Raw genomic sequence first — 18,446 nt, 5'->3', positions numbered from 1 at the left:
TCATTACCATCATTAAGAGTAGACTCTAATGATGTAATATATTCTTCAATAACAATAACAACCTATATTAGTTCTGATATAGACGTTAAACATCTAAGTCTTTATTTTTCTTTTTTTTTGATAATAAGCCCATATAGAACCAATAATCACCAATTGAAATACAACAGAGAAAATAGAACCTTCAAAACCGAAATCACCACCATTTAACAAATTCTTATCAGTTATTTTAAACTCAACAAGTGAATAAAAATCCTGTCCACTTACATTAAATCCAAAAAGAGTTTGAAACAGATTCCAGCTGAAGTGTAATGCAATAGGGAACCATAAATTTTTGGTGTAGATATATGACATACCCAATAATATTCCTGCTAAAAATAAATTTAAAAAACTAAACCAATCCATATTTGGATTTGCCAAGTGCATGACCGCAAAAAGTAAAGAAGATAAGATCAGTGCGATGTACTTATTAAACGATAGCATAAAATTCTTTAGCACATAGCCTCTTGCCAATGCCTCCTCTGCAACTGCAACAAAAAAATAGAGAAATAAGGAAATAACTAGTTCTTTTAGATTGAATTCAATATTATTAAATTTAATTTCATCAATAATTATAAGCAAAATGTAACCTAATGCCATTACTATAGCTCCAATTAAAAACCCTAAATAAAGCTCTTTAAATCTTCCCTTTATTGAAAAGCCTAGATTGATAAACTTTTCTTTATCAACATTTTTCATAAAAAGATGCAGTAATGAAAAAACACCTAATAAATTAAAAAAACTAATAATTAAATTCTGCCATAAGGAAGAATTAGTTTCAATATTTGTAATACTAACTCCAGCAATTATAGCACCAATAAATTGAAAAAAAACAATAAATATAAAGTATGGAATTATTAATGCTAAAACCCTAAGCCAACCATTATTACTTTTATATGTCATCGTGAAGTTATAATTATTCTTTAATTTGAGTTATACTAATAGTTAACATCAAATATACTGAACATTTGTTCCTATATACCGAACGGGTATTGCAAATATGTTTGATTTTTTTAGTTAAGTATCCATTAATCTACAAAAATACGTAACTAATAGAGATACATTCAATTGCTATTTAGCTTGAAACCAAAAGTATAACGTATTGCAACGGAAACAAAAAGCAATATTATTATAAACTTATTTGTATTTATCTCAATATGAGTAAAATTATCTAAAATTATTAGTATAAACCAAGAAAGCAGAAAAGACATTAAAAATATACCTCCAATATAATTGTTTTTACTTTTATTTTTTGAAATTAAAATTAAAAACAAGCCAACGTTAATCGAAAAAAGTCCCTTATCAATATTTAATGAATCCCTACTAAACTCATATATTAATGAACTGATTACAATTAACAAGCCAACGTACTTAGAATAAGAAGGAAGTAATATTTTCATGTTTTATTCTTAATAATTAAATTTAAAAAAGAAAAATACCAAATCAATTAATAATTTTGGTACTTTTCTCTTCTAAATTATGCTAGTAACTACAATATTTACATATAAGCATCAGCATTATCATAACGAGTAGCGTTGTATCCATCTACTACATCATCAGGGTTGTTCACAGCATCATTTGCGATAGCAATAGCCATTGTTATAATCCGCCACCAGTAACCACCGTTGATATTCTTTAATTCTTGGGTGCTCATAATTTTAACACCATATTTATCTATATTTTTCATGTTTACTTTATTTTAATTATTACCATTTCTGACCTACGATTAATCCAGTTCCTTTATGGATATTACTATGTCTTAACCCACCAACAGCGTTCTCCGCAATTCCGATTGCAGCACCTAAAATCCAAGCTAAAAAGCCACCCCCATCAGTAGCTTTAATTTCCTTAGCGTTCATTTCCTGAACACCATAATTCTCTAAATTTTTCATAAACTTAAAAATTTTATGTTTGTTTTATAACAAACGTGTTAAATAATTTATTTTTTGTCTTGCTTTTGGTGGTTGCCGTTGTCAATTTTACGGAGGAGCAAATCTTAATGAGATTCCTCCTACGTCGGAATGACAGTTCTGTAAACAACCGTTGCAATGACCTTACAAAACATTGTTGCGTCCAACTTTACCGCTTCCGGTATATTGTTTTGATACCCCTAATGTAGTTTTACTCACTGCAATAACCTTGCAGTAGAAAAATTTTCTTTTAAAATTGTACATCCAGCATAAATAGTTTTTAATTCTTCATTAACCAATACTTGTACTGTTACGTTTACCAAAAGATCAAAATCAAAACCATAATAATAGGTACTCCTTTTTCTGTTAAAGTATATTGGGGCGTCCAAATCTTTTAGTTTTTCAAGAGTAATATACAGTTGCCGTTCACTTATGTACAATTTTTGGGCAAACTCAGCTGGTGTGCCGGTTTTTTCTAGTTTAATTAATTTGTGTGCTTTCCGGAGGCGTTCTAGTTGTTTTAGTGTTTTCATTTTATTAGCATTTTTTGGTTAATATTTCATTTACTTAATCATTTTAACTTTGTATTTTACACCCCTATGGTCCCCTCAAGGGGACAATCCTTAAGATTTATCAATCAAAACTGGCATTTGTTGTTCCCATAATTTATAATAATGTCCTTTTTTCTCAAAAAGTACTTTATGGCTACCTTGTTCAATTACCTTACCTTTTTCTAAAACCACAATGGTATCTGCATTAACAACCGTACTTAAACGGTGAGCTATTAGTATAATCGTTTTATTTTGTTCTCTTAAATTTTGTATAGTACGCTGTATGTAATTTTCTGAAGTACTATCTAATGATGAAGTGGCTTCATCCAAAACCAAAATTTCTGGTTGTTTGTATAATGCACGGGCAATGGCAATCCGTTGTTTTTGTCCACCAGAAAGGGTTGCTCCGTTTTCACCCAAATAGGTTATAAAACCATTGGGTAGAGTTTCTATAAATTCTAAAATGCCAATGCTTTTACAAATGGCTAAAATGCGTTCCATATCTGGTTCAAACTCGCCAACTGCTATATTATCAATTACATTGCCAGCAAATAAGTCAATTTTTTGGGGTACTACACTTACCAAATCTCGTAAACTATGGTTTTCAATATATTGTAGGTCGATACCGCCAATACTTATAGTTCCTTTTTGCAACGGATACATATTTTGCAATAAGGAAATCAAAGTAGATTATCCCGAGCCACTTTCACCAACTATTGCAGTAATTTCTCCTTTTTTAATAGTAAGGTTAAAGTCATTAAAAACCTCAACGCGTGTACCGTATCTAAAAGCAACATTTTTAAATTCTATATCGCCTATTTTATCTTTTGTTAGTTTAAATTTATTCTCGCTTTCTTCACGTTCTAAATCCATTATCTCAAAAAGTCTGTCAGCAGCAATCAAGGCGTTTTGTATGGTTTTGTTGGCGTTTATCAAACCTGCAATGGGTCCTGTAAAATATCCTATTATGGCATAAAAAGACAATAATTCGCCTGGTGTTATTTCTTGGTCTATTACAAAATAAGTACCACTCCATAATAGTATAATGGTAAACAGCTGTGATATGGTTTGTGAAGAGGTACCGCTAAAAATACTGTTTAATGCAGAAGTATAACCAATATGTAATAAATTGATAAAACGGGTTTCTGTTTTAATATTGGCAAAATCTTCCAATCCAAAACGCTTAATTGTACCCATTGCATTTAATGACTCTACCAATTGACTTTCCAATTCTGCAGAACGCTCCATTATTTTACGTTCCGTTTTTTTATTAAGACGATTGGTTATCCAATAAATAATCAAGTAAACAGGTATAATTGCCAACATGATCAACGCCAGTTTCCAATAATAACTGAACATTAAGGCAAATGAAAAAATTACAGTAAATACATTTACAGTTAATGACAGCGAAGTGCTATTAATAAACACGCGTATTTTAACAGCATCATTTACCCTCGAAATAATTTCACCCACTCGCATGGTATCAAAAAACTGCTGTGGCAATTTTAGTAAATGTTTGTAATAGCCTAATATTAGTCTAGCATCAATTTGCTGTCCAGTTTTAATGATAAAAATATCTTTAAAAACCCCTATTAGCACTTGAAGCACCAATAAAATAATCATAATCACACTCAGTAAATTGAGCAATTTGGTATTACCACCTACCAATACATGATCGGTTATTTTCTGGATATAAATAGAAGTAGATAAGCCCAATAGCGTATAAATAATAGCACCAATTAAAGCCTGTACCAATACAAACTTATGCGGTTTTAGTAAAAACCAAAACCGTTTTAAGATGGAAACTTTTTCATTGCCCTTTTTAAAAGATTCATCAGGTAATAAAAGTACCAAAACACCTGTCCATTCTTTTTTAAATTCTTCATGTGTTTTCTTATGGATTTTGCCAGTTCCAGGATCCATAATTTTTACATAATTTTTAGTTACTTCATAAATAACTACATAATGTTGTAATTTCTCTTTTACAATAACATGAGCAATGGCGGGTTTTGGAATTTTAAAAAGGCTGTCAAACTCTCCACGTACACCTTTGGCTTCAAATCCTAATTTTTCAGCAGCCTCAATCAACCCTAATACATTTGTGCCTTTTTTATCAGTACCTGCATATTGACGAATACGAGCAATAGGCAATTCCAGTTTATAATGTGCCGATATAGAAGCCAGACACGCAGCTCCGCAATCAGTAATATCATGTTGTTTAATGGTTATTTTTGACATGCCTTTTAGTTGGTAATTTTACTTGGGTTAAACCAATCATCTACTTTATCGTATAATAATTGAAAAGCGGAACGGTTAGCAATAAAAAAACGTGCATTTAAGGTCATTCCTTTTTTTAGGTTTCCTGCAAAACCATTTTTTAAAAATAATTGTTCTTGGTCAATAGAGCATTTTACTTTAAACATAGGTATATCATTAACAAGGGTAATATCTTTACCTACTTCAATAATTTTACCCGTGGCCATGCCCCATTGATTATAATTATAAGCATCAATTTGAAATTTGATATTGTTATCGTTTTTTAGCAACCCTATATCCGAAGGTGATACATAACATTCTGCTATCAAATCTGTATCTGGAGAGATTTCGGCTATTGAGTTTCCAGCGGTAATGAAATTACCAACCTCTAGACCGATTAAATTTTGAATTGTACCATTAACAGGCGACTTTATGATGTAGTTACTTTGTTCTTCTGTGTATTGAGTCAAAGTGCTTTTTAATTCTTTTGCATTATTTTTTTGCTGAGTCAATTCCGCTTGCCATTGATTTCTTTGTTGTTTTTTAAAATAGGACAATTCGCTTAACGCTAGGTCCAAATCATATTGACTATTTTCGTATTCTTGTTGGGCAATTACTTCTTTATCAAATAACTTTTTTTGACGAACAAAATCTGTTTTACATTTAGAATAACGTGTTTGCAATTCGCGTAATTTCTGAATGTATTGCAGATACTGCTTTTGGTATAGAAAAGACTGAATTTTGTTTCGAGAAAGGTTTTGCGTATTTGAAAGGTATTCTAAATCAACTACAAACAAATTAGTTTCGTCTAATTGGTTTTTGATAAGATTTAGTTTTTCTTGACCAACAGTATTGTCAACAATTATTAAGGTATCTCCTTGCCGAACTACTTGATTCTCTTTAAGGTTTAAGATCTTTATTCTTCCTGAATACAGACTCGCAATTTGATTCCTTTCTTTTTCTGACTTTATAACACCCCGTGATGAAGAATAGATATCTAAATATACAAAAGGCAAGGCAATTGCCATTCCAATTACACTTAACAATAGTATACTGTAAATTATTTTACTATTTACTCGGTGTTTGAATCGATGTACTTCTGTTGTACCATCGATTATTTCCTTTGGGAAAATCTTTTTCATTTTAACGTAATTAATTACAAAGTATGTATCATGAAACACATGCTTCTAAATTATTTACTCTCCACTAAAAAATTTCCACTTCTTTCAAATATAAGATTTTTTTTTATAAATGTGATTTTTACATTAAAATAATTTCTAATTTACTTTAATAATAGAAGGGTTAACTAATGAAAAAACTATTGACATCCTCTAATTTATCTTCCATTAGATAAGCTCCATCCTTGTCTCTAAAAAAAGAAAAACTTCTTTAATGCACCAATCTACAAAACAATTACTGGCGACGCCTAATCACCTATAAAATTGGTAATTAAGATTTTTATTCGCTCCAATTCAGCTTTAGAAACATCTGGTAAATTAAATTGGTCTTTAGCATTATAGTCGGCATCATCTACTAAACCTTTTTTCTTTGTACGAATTTTATTTCGTAATTTCGATTTATTAGATTCATCTCGATTTTGCCGATTCCTTAATGCGTCAAAGTGGCTACTCATGGTGTTTTATAAAATCTTTAAATTTCAAACTAAAATGATTTTCTAATGTCACTAATTTATTCTTTTATTTCAACATACTTAACTTCATCTGCTCCAGGATAGGGCTCTAATGAAGCAATGTATTCTTCGGTGGCCACACCCGTAATTTTGTTGACTGTATACGCTCCTTCACTATAGTTGCCATAAGCTACATCTATATGATAATGATCACCTCTATCGTAAATAACCATTCCGTTGCTATCTTGGTAATATTTCCAGTCAATTGATTCAACTTTATCTTGTTTACTAATCGCTTTTATCACAAATTTAATCTGATTTAAAACAGCCTCGTCATACTTAAAAAACTGCACATCATCAGAATCATAAGTTATATGTTCTGGATTTTTATGAGGCTGCATATAGGTCTGCCCATTTATAAAAACCGTTGCGTTGTAATAGTAAGCTGAATTTTCAGGAACAAAAATTATAGGGTTTTGAAAAGCAACATAAATATCATGTTCAGAGGCCATTACTTTAATGATTTTAAAATAGCTGGTATCTACTTTTTTATCTATTTTTTTTAAAGCCATTTCTATAATTGCTTGTTTACCTAAACTTATGGTATTTTTCACTTCCTTTTTTGACATGTTTTTATTTTGTGCCATAACATAATTACTTACTATACAAAACAGCAATATTTTAAATTTCATATTTTCCTATTTAAAAGTTAAACCGACTATGATTCTTTTAATCCACTCTGCTTGCTCGTTTTCTTTGTAGTATTCTGTGTTGAATCTAAAATTTCCTGGATTCACAAATTGTTTCCAACTTTTATTATCTGCATTTCGTAGATACATCTTTACATTAAAATTAGGTATATTATCTGCCAATAGCTTATTGTAAACGAGTTCTATTTTCACCATATATTCACGAATATCTGAATCACTTTTTATTGCTTTAAAAACGTGTATTTCAGGGTAATATTCAGACAAATCAGAAAGATCAACCTCAGCGTTATAAGGTAGAATCCCATTCCAATCATTTTTCTCCAAAGAAAGTACAAATTCCTTATTTTGTAATTGAGAATAAACTTCTGTAATTATCTTTTTTGATTGGTTTGTTTGAACTGAATCTATAACCTCAACAAAGTATGTTTGTTTTTTTATTTCTACATCAGAAGTTAACCAACTACAGCTCGTTAAAAAGAATGTAAAGACTACCCCAAAAAAATATATTCCCCCTCTCATTTCTTGTATTTATTATTTAGACTTTGGCGTCATTACACCATCTTTAGACTTTCCTAATTTTAAATTGACCAATATCTCATGTAATGTTTCTGATGCCAAACCATGCAATACCAATCTATAGGCCGCACTATAAGTTGTGGCAGGCACCATTGGATGTTTGTTATTCACTAGACCTAAATGCCCTGGAGTTCCTAAAATTTGTGCCGTATAAATAGCAATGGTTTCATCTAACTGTAAAGAATTTGAGGCTCTTACAAAATCATTAGCCGTTAAAAACAACTGATAAAATGGTGTAAATAATTCAATAGCTGAACGTAAATCTAAAATGTTGGTCCATTTATTTGGAAATTGAATATGATCAAATTGATCTTCTGTAATCATCGATAAATCCAAATCACTCTTTTGTTTTATCGTGAGATTTTTTGACTTCAGTTCACTATTCAAATTAATAACAAAATTGTATAAATTCAAATCGTGCAATAGAAATAAATCGTCTTTAACATCTTCGAAATTTTTCGGTCGCAACGGACTTGACTTGGTTTCTACTCCATCTATATTAGCCCAGATAAAAGATAAAATATCACTACCTACGTGAAAATGTCTAAAGATTAATAAATTGGCATCAGGACTCACCCATGTCTTTAAACCCCACGCTAACATTCGGTGTAATATTTTTGACGAGTTGAAAAGCTTTGGAAAAATAAACTTAAAAATATGGATGAAAAACATCGTAATTTTTGACCATAACTGCACGAATGGCAACAAATATCGAGCTGACTTTGAATTGTTATCACGCATCAATGCTTGTTTCGTTTTTTCATTGATAGGAATACTACTATCCAAATACATCGCCAACCACGGATTTGGATCACGATCATCATGTTTTGAAATATCTAATTCGTTTGACATTTTTTGTGTTTTTATGTTCTGTTTTAAAAATTGACACTATTTATATCCCGCTCAAATAGCGGGATTAGTTCAACTTATAATTTTAAGTTCTCTCGCAAAAAAACGAGATTCTCAAAACTGAATTTCACTAATAATTACCTAATTCTTCTAATTGCATTTCATATAATTTCGCCGTCGTTTTTGCCGTTTTGGCAATTTGTTTGGCTAAATCCATATTCATAAAAGGATGATTTAGGGCTTCTTCTAAACGATGAAAATGATTTTCATCTGCAACACCGTGATACGTAAAAAAGGACACTTGCTCTTTGTCCAACTCCAGTTGATCTTTAATCATATCTCCCCAATACCCAGCCAATCGCTTTCCAATACCTTCGATGATAAACATAGCACCTAGTAAATCAATCGGATTGTTTTTACTGGCTTGTTGAAACATAAAAGAAGTTAAGGCTACACTTCCAACATTTTTATTACCTGTTTGAATGTCTTCCAAAGATTCGCCTAAAGCTACAAAATTTCGTTCTAAAATTTGAAAATCCTTATGTTCTGCAGCTGTGTGTTTTATAAAGGCAGAGCGTAACTCGAACAACTCAATGTCAATATTTGAAGCGGCTCTTGAAATCCATTGTGAACCATCAATTACTTGTTGTCGTAAATCATGTAACAGTAATTTATAATCTGACAGACTTAACTTACCACTATGAATTTTTGATACCACTGGAACTTGTAATAATTTCGTTTCAAAATCGATCCAAATTTGCGTGAGTTGACGCACTAACCATTCAGATGTCGGATTTTTATCCACTACTAACTCAGGGGCTTCAATTTTCCTTTTCGGATACACTTTTGCGTCTTCATCTTGACCAACAACTGTTACTTGCATAAAAGACGTGATAAATCGTCCACTTTCCGGCACCATACACAAAATGGTTTCACCAGCTTTTAGCTTACCAGAATACAACAATTCTTCTAACATAATATATATAGAAGCCGCACCTGTATTTCCTTTTGTAGTTAGGTTACTAAACCATTTTTCATCAGAAATTAAAGCACCACCTTTGGTCATCAAATCCTTAATCGGCTTTTTAAAATACTCAGATGAATAATGACAACACAACCAATCAGTTTTATCAGGATTAACCATTCCTTTATCAATCAATTCAAAATAATGAGCTACGCCAACTTGAATTACTTTATCTAGTAGTCGGATATCTTGTTTTAGATTGATGGCTCCTGCTTTTGAAGCCGATTCATAATCTGGGTAATCTAACCAAGTTGGTTCTTTTTCATTTTTATTATCATTTTTACCTGTAAACATACAAACAGGAAATTCATTGGCATGAGACTTTAACTCCATCCAATCAATTCTTAATGATAAACCCTTTGTGTTTTTTTTATTAGAAAGTACCATCGCTCCTGCCCCATCAGAAAGCATCCATCGTAAAAATTCTGTATCAAAAGGTACTGACTGCTGTTTTTGCCCATCAAATCTTGAACCTTTAAATAGGCGACTCGCAAACTCACTACCCACCGCTACGGCCTCTTGTTTTTCTTTGAATTTTATTTGGGAAAAAGCAGTTTTTAACGCCATCATTCCGCTAGCACAAACGCTTTGAAAACTAGCCAATTCACATTTTTTAAAATCCGTTAAGGCGTGTACCATACTGGCAAAACCTGGAACTGGCAAATCACCTTGCGTTGTTCCTGTTGAAAGCAGTTCTATTTCTGTAGCGTTAGCTCCACTTTTATCCAACGCAATTTCAATTGCATTGGCTGCCAATTCAGCATTACTATGCGTACTTTCTTGATTCTTATTTAAGGCATAATACCTCGATTTTATACCGTTTTGTTTAAGAATACGTTCTTTTACACCACTTTTTTTACCATTAATCAATCCCAAATAATCTTCCATTTGGTTGTTATCAATGGGTTTATTCGGTAAAAACGCACCTATACCTGTAATATATACTTCTTCTTTCTCTATCATATTAATGTCTTTTTATATAGCAATTGTAAAATTTATCTAATGCATTTGAGGCAAATCCATAATTGGCTCTCCCTTTTGAGTGATGTTCATTATGATGTGTACCAAAAAGCCTCCATGAATTGCCATAACCATCCCCAAAGCGATAATTACAATGTCCTGCATAATTCAACAAGATACTCGCCAAAGGGTATAGAAATACGCCAACAATTGAAAATGGCACAAATAACATAATGATTAACGGAACAGTACTCAACAATAAGGCTTCAAACCAGTGAAAACTATATACGGACCATACGGTAGGAATTCTAGATTGGTGATGTACAAAATGGACGCGTTTCATAAAAAAAGGCAAATGCATTATTCTATGTACTATAAAAAAGTGCACCTCATTCCAAAGCGTTAACACCACAACTGCCAATATCACATTAAAAAAAGTATCGGGTAGTAGTGTAATTTTATCAATTCTAATTAAATAAATAATAGGTAATACTGAAAATCCAAAAACAAAAATGGATTGCAAGGAATGTTTAATTTCAAAATTTAACTGCTTTCGCTTTACCTTTTTATTGATAATCTTATGAAGCAATCCTTTTTTATGAAACAGCTTACAAACTCCTAAAAATACTGGTGCTACTACAAAATACAAAACCATAAAATACGCAAATGTTAGTCCGTAAAGACTAAAATAAGATGTATTATAAATTATGTTTTCAATAATTTCTTGCATTAATTTAGGTTGATAAACTGAAAATGAATCTAACTCTAAAACGTCTTCAGTTCCGTTTAATTATCCTTACAAATATAGATTGTGGAATTAATGCAAAGACCCCTGTATTCAGTTATTGTATTTATTTTAACAAAAAACCGTACTCGAAATAACTATAACGACTTACCCTTTGCATTCTTTTTTTGATCAAAAGTAAACTATATGAGCTATTTTAGGTATACAATTGTACATTCGGAACCTTTAAATGTTTATTCGAATTCAATTTAATGCAAAAAAAGCCGAAAATTTTCATTTTCGGCTTTTTTATAAAACTTAGAAGTTACATCACTTTTTGATAATAATTTTACCTCCAAGTATTTTATTTTCATTTACCTTAACAGGATTTCCTGAAATTTCAATAGTACCACCAGCGTTAACCGTTGCATCAACTAAATCTTTGGCTTTTACATACGCTTTTCCTCCAGCAAAAATAGTAACGTCTGCACGGTTAGATTCTAAGTCCTTACCATAAAACTCACCACCAGTTCTTATTAATACATCTTGATTATCTGTAGTACCGCTAACCCTTATAAAACCACCAGTTACCGATTTTACATTCATGTTTTTAGTTTTAACTTGCACATTTATGCTAGCACCTTCTTGGGTACGTAAGGTTATATAATCGGCATCTATTTCATCAGTTGATGTAATTTCAGAGCCTTCATTGGCATCGATCATTACTATATTTTCAGTATGATAAATAGTGACTTTGGTCTCATTGCCATCAAGAATTTTCTCTACCTCCATACGTACTTTCAACAAATTACCTTGATTGTCTATTGCGACTTTATCAATATCATCACCAGTGATGACTGCCTTGTTATACGCAGCTTTAATCAACGTGATTTTTAATTGATCATATCCTTTAATTTGACTAAATTTTTGCAAGTCTATGGTGGCTTCTTGAGCAAAAACAGAAGCTCCGACAAGCATAAACAAAACAATTACCATTGCAGTTTTTTTCATTTTATATATTTTTTACATCCGTTTGTTACAGATTGAATTGAACTTCTAATAGATTAAAATGTACTACATTTAAACCCTTGATATTTTAACAAAGGTACTTATTAAGAGATATATAGATTTTTAAAAAAGTGTTAATTTTTCAAGTCGTAGAAAGTTCAAATAACTTAGTCACTGTTTTCCAATTTCTACTGGTAGCAGTCACTTTTAATTTATTTTCTATGAAATTATTGGTAAGTTTAGAATCACTACTTTTTGTATTATATTGCATAAACACATGCTTACCATGTATTTTAAAGTTAGCATTATCAAAAGGAATAGCATTCAGTTTTTCTAGATTTTCATCCGAAGGAATTTCCGCCAAAAAGGCGACGTATAATTTATTAATATCCGCTTGTTCTGGCAAGAAAGGATTGTTATGAAAAATTTCCTCTATTTCATTAACTGTTCGAACCAATACGGGCACATCAAATCCGTATTTTTTTAAAATGATTTGTTTTATTTCTTGTTCTATTTCAATAACAGGTTTATCTGTTAAAAAAAGAACATTTCCGCTTTGAATGTATGTAGCACAATTTTTAAAGCCTTTTTTACCTAATAGTTGTTTTAAATCGGCCATTAATATTTTACGTTTACCGCCAACATTAATCCCTCTTAAAATTGCGACATGTTTTTTCATAATAGCTTGTTTAAAACAATTTCACTGCTTAAAAGTACACTTAATCACAGTGCTTATTTTAATTATGTAATGAATAAAATCAAACTAAACTAAAACTTATTTGATGACGTCAAAAACTAGCGTTTTCTTTTTAAACTCGAATTGTAATTCCGTATATCCTTTCCCTCTGATAAATTCAATATCCTTTTTATCAATATTATAATTCGCTTTTGTCATCCATCTATTAGAAACATTTGAATAATCAGACTCTAACTGATTGTCATCCGTATCTAAAACAAAGGTATCTTTTGAGCCTAAAAATGACAATTTACCACCTTTAATAGTCTTAATATTTACACCACTTAATATGGTTGTATTTAAAGAATAATAACCTCCTAACTCTTGAATATGAGCCCAAATTTCTCCATGTTCAGAAGCGGATAGTTTTTCACCTTCGACACTCTCCATCAATCCTTCGGTAAATGTATCTACATGTACACGCTTCATCGCTTTCATATTACCTAAGCCAGCCAATACCTTATCTACCTTACTAAATAACCCCATATCGAACTAATTTACGGAAATCAAATTAATATCAAAAAGAAGTACAGCACCTCCAGGAATACCCGGACGCCCATCACTACCATAACCTAAAGCCGAAGGAATTAACAACAAACCACTACCACCTTCTTTAAAATAGGTAATACCTTCCGTCCATCCTTTGATAACTTGTTGTAAACCAAATGAAACTCCATCAGCATCACTTTCGTCAAAAGTACCACCATCCGTAAAGTAGCCTTTGTATGCCACAGTAACGTTGGAAGTTTCTACAGGTTGCTCTCCGTCTCCAAGTTCGTCAATAACGTAATACAAACCTGAACTACTTTTTTGTGCATCTAAATTATTAGCCACAACATATGCAACAATTTCTTCTTCATTTTTCACTGTATAATCTACGGTGTCATCATTCTTATTACACGCTGATAACAATGTTAATACTAAAAGTATTATGGTATATTTTTTCATCAAAATTTATTTTTTTAAAGCGTCAAATATAAGAAAAGCAACGTGGTAAACAGTATTATAAAATTCACTTATTTATTTAGAAGCATTTTTTTTGCAGATTCAACAGTAATAATTTGGGATTCAATATGCTAATTCTAATGGTACATATCTTCTTTATCCATAGCACATATCTCTACAAACACATTTCCTATTTTCTCAGTAACATCTTTAAAAAATTGAGCTCCTTTTTCTGTACTCGCTTTTTTAGGATTACCAATCCCAGTATCTTTAGTTACCGAAGACCATGGTCTTTCCGACCACAACCAAGATTCTGAAAATGCTTTTACCTTATGCTTTTTTTCTGCCCCGTCTCCCCACTCTTCTTTAGGTAAAATCAACTCTGGCTTTAAATGCATTAGTAAACTTGTTTCCATTTCATCGGCATGATCGCCTTTGTTATCGAAATAAGCCTCCTTATCCATGGCCTGAAACCAATTGGAAGTGCATAAAAACATATTCGGATATTTAAGTCCCAATTCCCTCAGTAAAGTCTTGAAGTCATTACCGCCATGACTATTGAGTATTAAAAATTTATGAATCCCTTGTCTATTCAACACTTCGATAATATCTCCTAAAATAGCCATCTGTGTTGATGGATTCATATTTATATCTAAATAGATATCGCTTTGTCCCGTATTTACTCCGAACGGAATAGTGGGTAATACAATTAAGTTTGCTCCTTGATTATAAGCTACTCTTGCCGCTTCAGCAGCAATGTATTCAGACTCAAAATTATCGGTACCATAAGGCAGATGATAATTATGGGCTTCTGTAGCTCCCCATGGTAAAATGGCCAATTCAATATGAGCATCTTTAAGGTGTTTCCAATTGGTTTCAGCTAAAATGTAAGGTCTGATTTGTGGTTTCATTGCGTAAATATTAGTTAGCTAAGCTACTAAAAGATGTTGTATTTTTGTCCAACTCAATTACATTTTTATACTTTTTCCATCTAAATATTTATCAAAATGAAATTTGTTTTTTCACTTCTTATTTGTTTTTTTGTGATTGGCTGCACACAACAAAATCGACCAAACATTCAATTTTATCATTGGAAAAGCACTGTAGATTTTAACGAAACAGAAGTTCAACTTTTTAAAAATTTACGCTCCAATAAATTATACCTCCGCCTATTTGATGTCGATACTAAAAATGGTATCGTAGAGCCAATAGGAGCCATAAACAAATTTGATAGCCAAACACTTTCCGCAGACTATATACCTGTACTATTTATTACCAATCGAACTTTTAAAAACACTACTCCAAATGAAATTACCATCCTTGCTGAGCACGTTTCTATATTGATATCTAGAATTACTTCAGACACTAAAATTTTTAATTTTGAAGAAATTCAAATTGATTGCGATTGGACCGCAACTACCAAAGAAAACTACTTCTTATTTCTGGAAACACTAAAAAAAATTACCAATAAAAATATAACCTGCACTTTAAGGTTACATCAAGTAAAGTTCAAAAAAACTACAGGAATCCCACCTGTAAAAAAGGTGTATTTAATGTGTTACGCCACCTCTAACCCTATTCAAAATGATGGTGAAAATTCAATTTTAGATTTAGATTTATTAAAAGATTATTTACAGAAAATTAACGACTACCCAATCTCCTTTGACATTGCACTACCAATTTATTCTTGGGCAATTGTTACCAATCATTTAGGTAAATCTAAATTGATAAATGCAGTAACCCAAAGTGATTTAAGTACTGTTAATTTTAAAAAAGATAACAATAATTTTACAGCTATTGACGACACATTTTTAAGAGGTTTTTATGTCAACAAAGGTTTTACTATTAAAGTGGAAACCATTTCTCCAGAGCTATTAAATGAAACGAAAACTTTTCTAAAATCAAAAATTAATCAGCCTTACGACATCGTATATTATCACCTAGATAGTATATTTACAAACCGATATTCATTAAAAGATTTGCAATAGGTCTTTATGACGCATCTATATTACAACTATGAAAAAAACTATTTTCATTTTACTAATAGTCATACTCAGCTCATGGGTTTCCATAAATAGAACTAACAAAGATATTATTACAGAAGAAGCTTCCTTTTGCGGGCCTAGTTATTACCCAGACTATGAATATTATAACCTTTTTGCTCAAGAAGTAATTGATGCTCCTAGTTATAATCCATTTTTATTATCCTATGATAGTTTCTATTATAGTTCTAAAAACACCTCTAATTTAAAAAATGAAAACATTGAGGATTGGCAGAAATATTTAAATATTTCTTATGATGAAGCTTACTATTTAGTCTTTAAATCGGCTCGAAAAGATTTACAAAGTTTACTAAATAAGAATACTGTTGCAGATAAAAATTTAGCTTTTGTTACCAGCAAATTCATTAAAAAACAAAAACAGGCCTTACTCTATTTATCATACGCTAAATATTTAGAACCTTACATGGCTGTTATCAGTCAAAATGAAGGGTATTACTGGGGCGAAAAACCGGAACACACTGTTGCTGAACTTGACTACAAAAAAGTACTTACTGTTTTGAAAAATAGTTGGAAAGCTGAAAAAGACAAAGAATTAAAGCTTCGTTATGGCTATCAAATGGTACGTCTAGCACATTACACTTTAAATTTCTCTGACGCTATTTCTTATTTTAACGAATATGTTGAAAGTTTAAATTATAAAGGTATCATGTATTATTATGCCTTAGATCAAAAAGGTGGTGCTGAAAGAGGATTAGGCAACTTTATACAGGCCAATTATGACTTTTTTCAATTCTTTTCACATACTAAAAATTTAAAAGAGCAGGCTTATAACTCTATGATGGTTACGCAAGATTTAGATTTTGAAACCATTTTAAAACAAGTTAAAACAGAAGATGAAAAAAATGACATATACCTTATTTTAGGTAGAAAAGCATTTAATAACCCCATTTCTTCTTTTGAAAAAATAATAGTACAATCACCAAATGCAGTGCAAGCTAAAGTTTTAATGGCTCGAGCAATAAACCAACTCGAACGTGATATTTTGAAATTAAATTATGAATGTTATTATGATTGTGGTGAACAAAATGCTTCCAAGCGATTACCGGTATCAACTACTGAAGATGATATTCCTTTTTTAAACCAAACCTTAGATGCTTCTAAAAAGCAAGCTGAAAACGCTAAAGTTATAGATAAGGATTATTGGAATTTAACGACGGCATATCTTTATTTTATTCAAAAAAAATATGACATGGCAACTTCTTACCTTGCAAAAGTTGCTTCGACGACTACCAATTACGAATCTCAAAAAAATAAGCTCGAAATGTTAATACACATTACAGAGCAACCTAAAATAACTTCGGAGTTTGAAGAGGTTTTAATGAATAAATACAAAATCAATTTAATACCTACAAAAGATGAATTGTACTGGAACAGAAATGGCACTCACGATTTTATACTTGATATATTAGCGAATCGCTATTTAATCCAAGGTGACACTGCAAAATCATTTCTATTGCATAATGATATAACAGCGTTGGAATATGGTCCAGATATAAATATTTTAAAAGCAATTGAAAAGCTTTACTCTAAAAAAGACAAAAGTGATTTTGAAAATTTTGTAGTTGAAAACATTGTACCTGTAGACTATTTGCAACAGGAACCTAGAAATAGTCGACTTCAAAGTTTTAACTTTCCTGAATATGCAGCTATTATGAAGGGTACCATTTATATTAGACAAGGCAAATTTAAACAAGCTGAAAATGAACTTAAACAAGTAGTTCCTTATTCTGTTTCGACTTCTGAGTTTGATGGTTATGCTAACATTCCCAATACCGTTTTTGGATACAACCAAATTGAATGTTTTGAATGCCCTGCATCTACAACAATGGTGGTAGACTATTTGAAAGATTTTAAATTCATTCCAAGGTTAATGGACAAACATAACCTTGCCAAAACCTTAATTAAATTAGAGCAATTGTCTAGAAAAAAGAACCTTTTAGCGGCTAAAGCAAATTATCTTCTTGGCAATTTCTTTTTCAACACCTCTATTTACGGCCATTACAGACATGTTTTGACTTACGAAGTTAATAATTATTATACCGAAAAATATCGAGATATTGAAAGAAAGTTAAATATGACAATTTCTTCTAAATATTATTTTAAAGATTACAACGGGTATGCTAATTATACTGATGACTTCAGTTTACCTCTAATCCATTTAGACAAGGCTATTCTGATAAGTAAAGATAAGGAATTGACTGCAAAAGCACTTTTTGCTGCTGCTAAATGTGAACAAGGTCAATCTTATAATGGATGGGCCAATACTATCGAAAACAATTCAATTAGAGAAAAATACCGTGATGGTAGTTTAAATTTTGAAGAATATCAAATTGCTTTAGTCAATGCCAAAAATGTGTACAAGAGAACCTATTTTAAGAAATTAAAGGAATTTGACAACACTTCTTTTTATGATAAAGTTATTTCTAATTGCTTGTACTTTTCTCATTATGTAGATAATTATTAAACGA

The 18,446-nt window shown here is 31.2% G+C and carries 20 protein-coding genes; 2 read left to right on the top strand and 18 right to left on the bottom strand.

What is annotated here, in order from left to right; genetic code table 11:
- Positions 1 to 93: 93 nt before the first annotated feature.
- The 18 genes from FF125_RS03650 to FF125_RS03570 all read right to left on the bottom strand — a co-directional run bounded on the left by FF125_RS03650 (position 94) and on the right by FF125_RS03570 (position 14,826).
- Positions 94 to 939 carry a CPBP family intramembrane glutamic endopeptidase gene (locus FF125_RS03650; RefSeq protein WP_138948503.1) on the bottom strand — a complete coding sequence of 282 codons (846 nt, stop codon included), beginning with the start codon at positions 937 to 939 and terminating at the stop codon, positions 94 to 96.
- A gap of 595 nt (positions 940 to 1,534) precedes the next feature.
- Positions 1,535 to 1,690: a hypothetical protein gene (locus FF125_RS03645; RefSeq protein ID WP_175418861.1), complete on the bottom strand. Its 156-nt coding sequence runs from the start codon at positions 1,688 to 1,690 to the stop codon at positions 1,535 to 1,537.
- A gap of 52 nt (positions 1,691 to 1,742) precedes the next feature.
- On the bottom strand, positions 1,743 to 1,928 hold the full coding sequence (locus tag FF125_RS03640; protein WP_138948501.1) for a hypothetical protein: 186 nt from the start codon (positions 1,926 to 1,928) through the stop codon (positions 1,743 to 1,745).
- A 233-nt stretch (positions 1,929 to 2,161) separates the two neighbouring features.
- Positions 2,162 to 2,479, bottom strand: coding sequence for a hypothetical protein (locus FF125_RS03635; protein WP_138948500.1), 318 nt, complete (start codon positions 2,477 to 2,479; stop codon positions 2,162 to 2,164).
- 90 nt (positions 2,480 to 2,569) lie between these two features.
- Positions 2,570 to 3,181, bottom strand: a complete 612-nt coding sequence (locus tag FF125_RS22250; RefSeq protein ID WP_317129659.1) for an ATP-binding cassette domain-containing protein — start codon at positions 3,179 to 3,181, stop codon at positions 2,570 to 2,572.
- A gap of 6 nt (positions 3,182 to 3,187) precedes the next feature.
- Positions 3,188 to 4,735, bottom strand: a complete 1,548-nt coding sequence (locus tag FF125_RS03630) for a peptidase domain-containing ABC transporter (protein WP_317129658.1) — start codon at positions 4,733 to 4,735, stop codon at positions 3,188 to 3,190.
- A gap of 5 nt (positions 4,736 to 4,740) precedes the next feature.
- Complete coding sequence (locus tag FF125_RS03625; RefSeq protein ID WP_138948499.1) at positions 4,741 to 5,895, bottom strand: HlyD family secretion protein; 1,155 nt, start codon at positions 5,893 to 5,895, stop codon at positions 4,741 to 4,743.
- 284 nt (positions 5,896 to 6,179) lie between these two features.
- Positions 6,180 to 6,386, bottom strand: coding sequence for a hypothetical protein (locus FF125_RS03620; protein WP_138948498.1), 207 nt, complete (start codon positions 6,384 to 6,386; stop codon positions 6,180 to 6,182).
- 56 nt (positions 6,387 to 6,442) lie between these two features.
- The gene (locus FF125_RS03615) at positions 6,443 to 7,075 is read right to left on the bottom strand and encodes a hypothetical protein (protein WP_138948497.1); all 633 of its coding nucleotides are present in this window, start codon (positions 7,073 to 7,075) and stop codon (positions 6,443 to 6,445) included.
- Between the two features lie 6 nt (positions 7,076 to 7,081).
- Complete coding sequence (locus FF125_RS03610) at positions 7,082 to 7,612, bottom strand: hypothetical protein (RefSeq protein WP_138948496.1); 531 nt, start codon at positions 7,610 to 7,612, stop codon at positions 7,082 to 7,084.
- A 12-nt stretch (positions 7,613 to 7,624) separates the two neighbouring features.
- On the bottom strand, positions 7,625 to 8,521 hold the full coding sequence (locus FF125_RS03605) for a DUF6999 family protein (RefSeq protein ID WP_138948495.1): 897 nt from the start codon (positions 8,519 to 8,521) through the stop codon (positions 7,625 to 7,627).
- A gap of 127 nt (positions 8,522 to 8,648) precedes the next feature.
- Positions 8,649 to 10,505, bottom strand: a complete 1,857-nt coding sequence (locus tag FF125_RS03600) for a beta-ketoacyl-ACP synthase III (RefSeq protein ID WP_138948494.1) — start codon at positions 10,503 to 10,505, stop codon at positions 8,649 to 8,651.
- A gap of 1 nt (position 10,506) precedes the next feature.
- The gene (locus FF125_RS03595; protein WP_175418860.1) at positions 10,507 to 11,232 is read right to left on the bottom strand and encodes a sterol desaturase family protein; all 726 of its coding nucleotides are present in this window, start codon (positions 11,230 to 11,232) and stop codon (positions 10,507 to 10,509) included.
- Between the two features lie 324 nt (positions 11,233 to 11,556).
- Entirely contained in the window at positions 11,557 to 12,237 is a 681-nt protein-coding gene (locus tag FF125_RS03590) for a head GIN domain-containing protein (RefSeq protein ID WP_138948493.1), read from the bottom strand.
- A gap of 139 nt (positions 12,238 to 12,376) precedes the next feature.
- Positions 12,377 to 12,913, bottom strand: coding sequence for a DUF1697 domain-containing protein (locus tag FF125_RS03585; RefSeq protein WP_138948492.1), 537 nt, complete (start codon positions 12,911 to 12,913; stop codon positions 12,377 to 12,379).
- A gap of 96 nt (positions 12,914 to 13,009) precedes the next feature.
- Entirely contained in the window at positions 13,010 to 13,456 is a 447-nt protein-coding gene (locus tag FF125_RS03580; RefSeq protein WP_138948491.1) for a hypothetical protein, read from the bottom strand.
- Positions 13,457 to 13,462: 6 nt separating this feature from the next.
- A complete protein-coding gene (locus FF125_RS03575) occupies positions 13,463 to 13,918 on the bottom strand; it encodes an FKBP-type peptidyl-prolyl cis-trans isomerase (RefSeq protein ID WP_138948490.1) in 456 nt (151 codons plus the stop codon).
- 134 nt (positions 13,919 to 14,052) lie between these two features.
- Entirely contained in the window at positions 14,053 to 14,826 is a 774-nt protein-coding gene (locus tag FF125_RS03570) for a creatininase family protein (protein ID WP_250629675.1), read from the bottom strand.
- A 96-nt stretch (positions 14,827 to 14,922) separates the two neighbouring features.
- Here FF125_RS03570 and FF125_RS03565 point away from each other — a divergent pair, with 96 nt between their 5' ends.
- Together FF125_RS03565 and FF125_RS03560 are read left to right on the top strand one after the other, a co-directional pair.
- Positions 14,923 to 15,903, top strand: coding sequence for a hypothetical protein (locus FF125_RS03565; protein ID WP_138948489.1), 981 nt, complete (start codon positions 14,923 to 14,925; stop codon positions 15,901 to 15,903).
- 28 nt (positions 15,904 to 15,931) lie between these two features.
- Positions 15,932 to 18,442, top strand: coding sequence for a hypothetical protein (locus FF125_RS03560; protein WP_138948488.1), 2,511 nt, complete (start codon positions 15,932 to 15,934; stop codon positions 18,440 to 18,442).
- Positions 18,443 to 18,446 lie beyond the last annotated feature (4 nt).

The organism is Aureibaculum algae, assembly GCF_006065315.1.
GTDB classification, from domain to species: Bacteria; Bacteroidota; Bacteroidia; order Flavobacteriales; family Flavobacteriaceae; genus Aureibaculum; species Aureibaculum algae.
The sequence above is the reverse complement of the archived record's forward strand: the minus strand, read 5'-3'. Positions and strand labels throughout refer to the sequence as shown.

Bases quoted from the DNA above. Each gene is read 5' to 3' on its own strand.
- FF125_RS03645 (WP_175418861.1), bottom strand. From the start codon at position 1,690: ATGAGCACCCAAGAATTAAAGAATATCAACGGTGGTTACTGGTGGCGG.
- FF125_RS03600 (WP_138948494.1), bottom strand. From the start codon at position 10,505: ATGATAGAGAAAGAAGAAGTATATATTACAGGTATAGGTGCGTTTTTA.
- FF125_RS03650 (WP_138948503.1), bottom strand. From the start codon at position 939: ATGACATATAAAAGTAATAATGGTTGGCTTAGGGTTTTAGCATTAATA.
- FF125_RS03640 (WP_138948501.1), bottom strand. From the start codon at position 1,928: ATGAAAAATTTAGAGAATTATGGTGTTCAGGAAATGAACGCTAAGGAA.
- FF125_RS03615 (WP_138948497.1), bottom strand. From the start codon at position 7,075: ATGAAATTTAAAATATTGCTGTTTTGTATAGTAAGTAATTATGTTATG.
- FF125_RS03570 (WP_250629675.1), bottom strand. From the start codon at position 14,826: ATGAAACCACAAATCAGACCTTACATTTTAGCTGAAACCAATTGGAAA.
- FF125_RS03630 (WP_317129658.1), bottom strand. From the start codon at position 4,735: ATGTCAAAAATAACCATTAAACAACATGATATTACTGATTGCGGAGCT.
- FF125_RS03595 (WP_175418860.1), bottom strand. From the start codon at position 11,232: ATGCAAGAAATTATTGAAAACATAATTTATAATACATCTTATTTTAGT.
- FF125_RS03635 (WP_138948500.1), bottom strand. From the start codon at position 2,479: ATGAAAACACTAAAACAACTAGAACGCCTCCGGAAAGCACACAAATTA.
- FF125_RS03590 (WP_138948493.1), bottom strand. From the start codon at position 12,237: ATGAAAAAAACTGCAATGGTAATTGTTTTGTTTATGCTTGTCGGAGCT.
- FF125_RS03560 (WP_138948488.1), top strand. From the start codon at position 15,932: ATGAAAAAAACTATTTTCATTTTACTAATAGTCATACTCAGCTCATGG.
- FF125_RS03610 (WP_138948496.1), bottom strand. From the start codon at position 7,612: ATGAGAGGGGGAATATATTTTTTTGGGGTAGTCTTTACATTCTTTTTA.
- FF125_RS03605 (WP_138948495.1), bottom strand. From the start codon at position 8,521: ATGTCAAACGAATTAGATATTTCAAAACATGATGATCGTGATCCAAAT.
- FF125_RS03625 (WP_138948499.1), bottom strand. From the start codon at position 5,895: ATGAAAAAGATTTTCCCAAAGGAAATAATCGATGGTACAACAGAAGTA.
- FF125_RS03575 (WP_138948490.1), bottom strand. From the start codon at position 13,918: ATGAAAAAATATACCATAATACTTTTAGTATTAACATTGTTATCAGCG.
- FF125_RS03585 (WP_138948492.1), bottom strand. From the start codon at position 12,913: ATGAAAAAACATGTCGCAATTTTAAGAGGGATTAATGTTGGCGGTAAA.
- FF125_RS03620 (WP_138948498.1), bottom strand. From the start codon at position 6,386: ATGAGTAGCCACTTTGACGCATTAAGGAATCGGCAAAATCGAGATGAA.
- FF125_RS03580 (WP_138948491.1), bottom strand. From the start codon at position 13,456: ATGGGGTTATTTAGTAAGGTAGATAAGGTATTGGCTGGCTTAGGTAAT.
- FF125_RS03565 (WP_138948489.1), top strand. From the start codon at position 14,923: ATGAAATTTGTTTTTTCACTTCTTATTTGTTTTTTTGTGATTGGCTGC.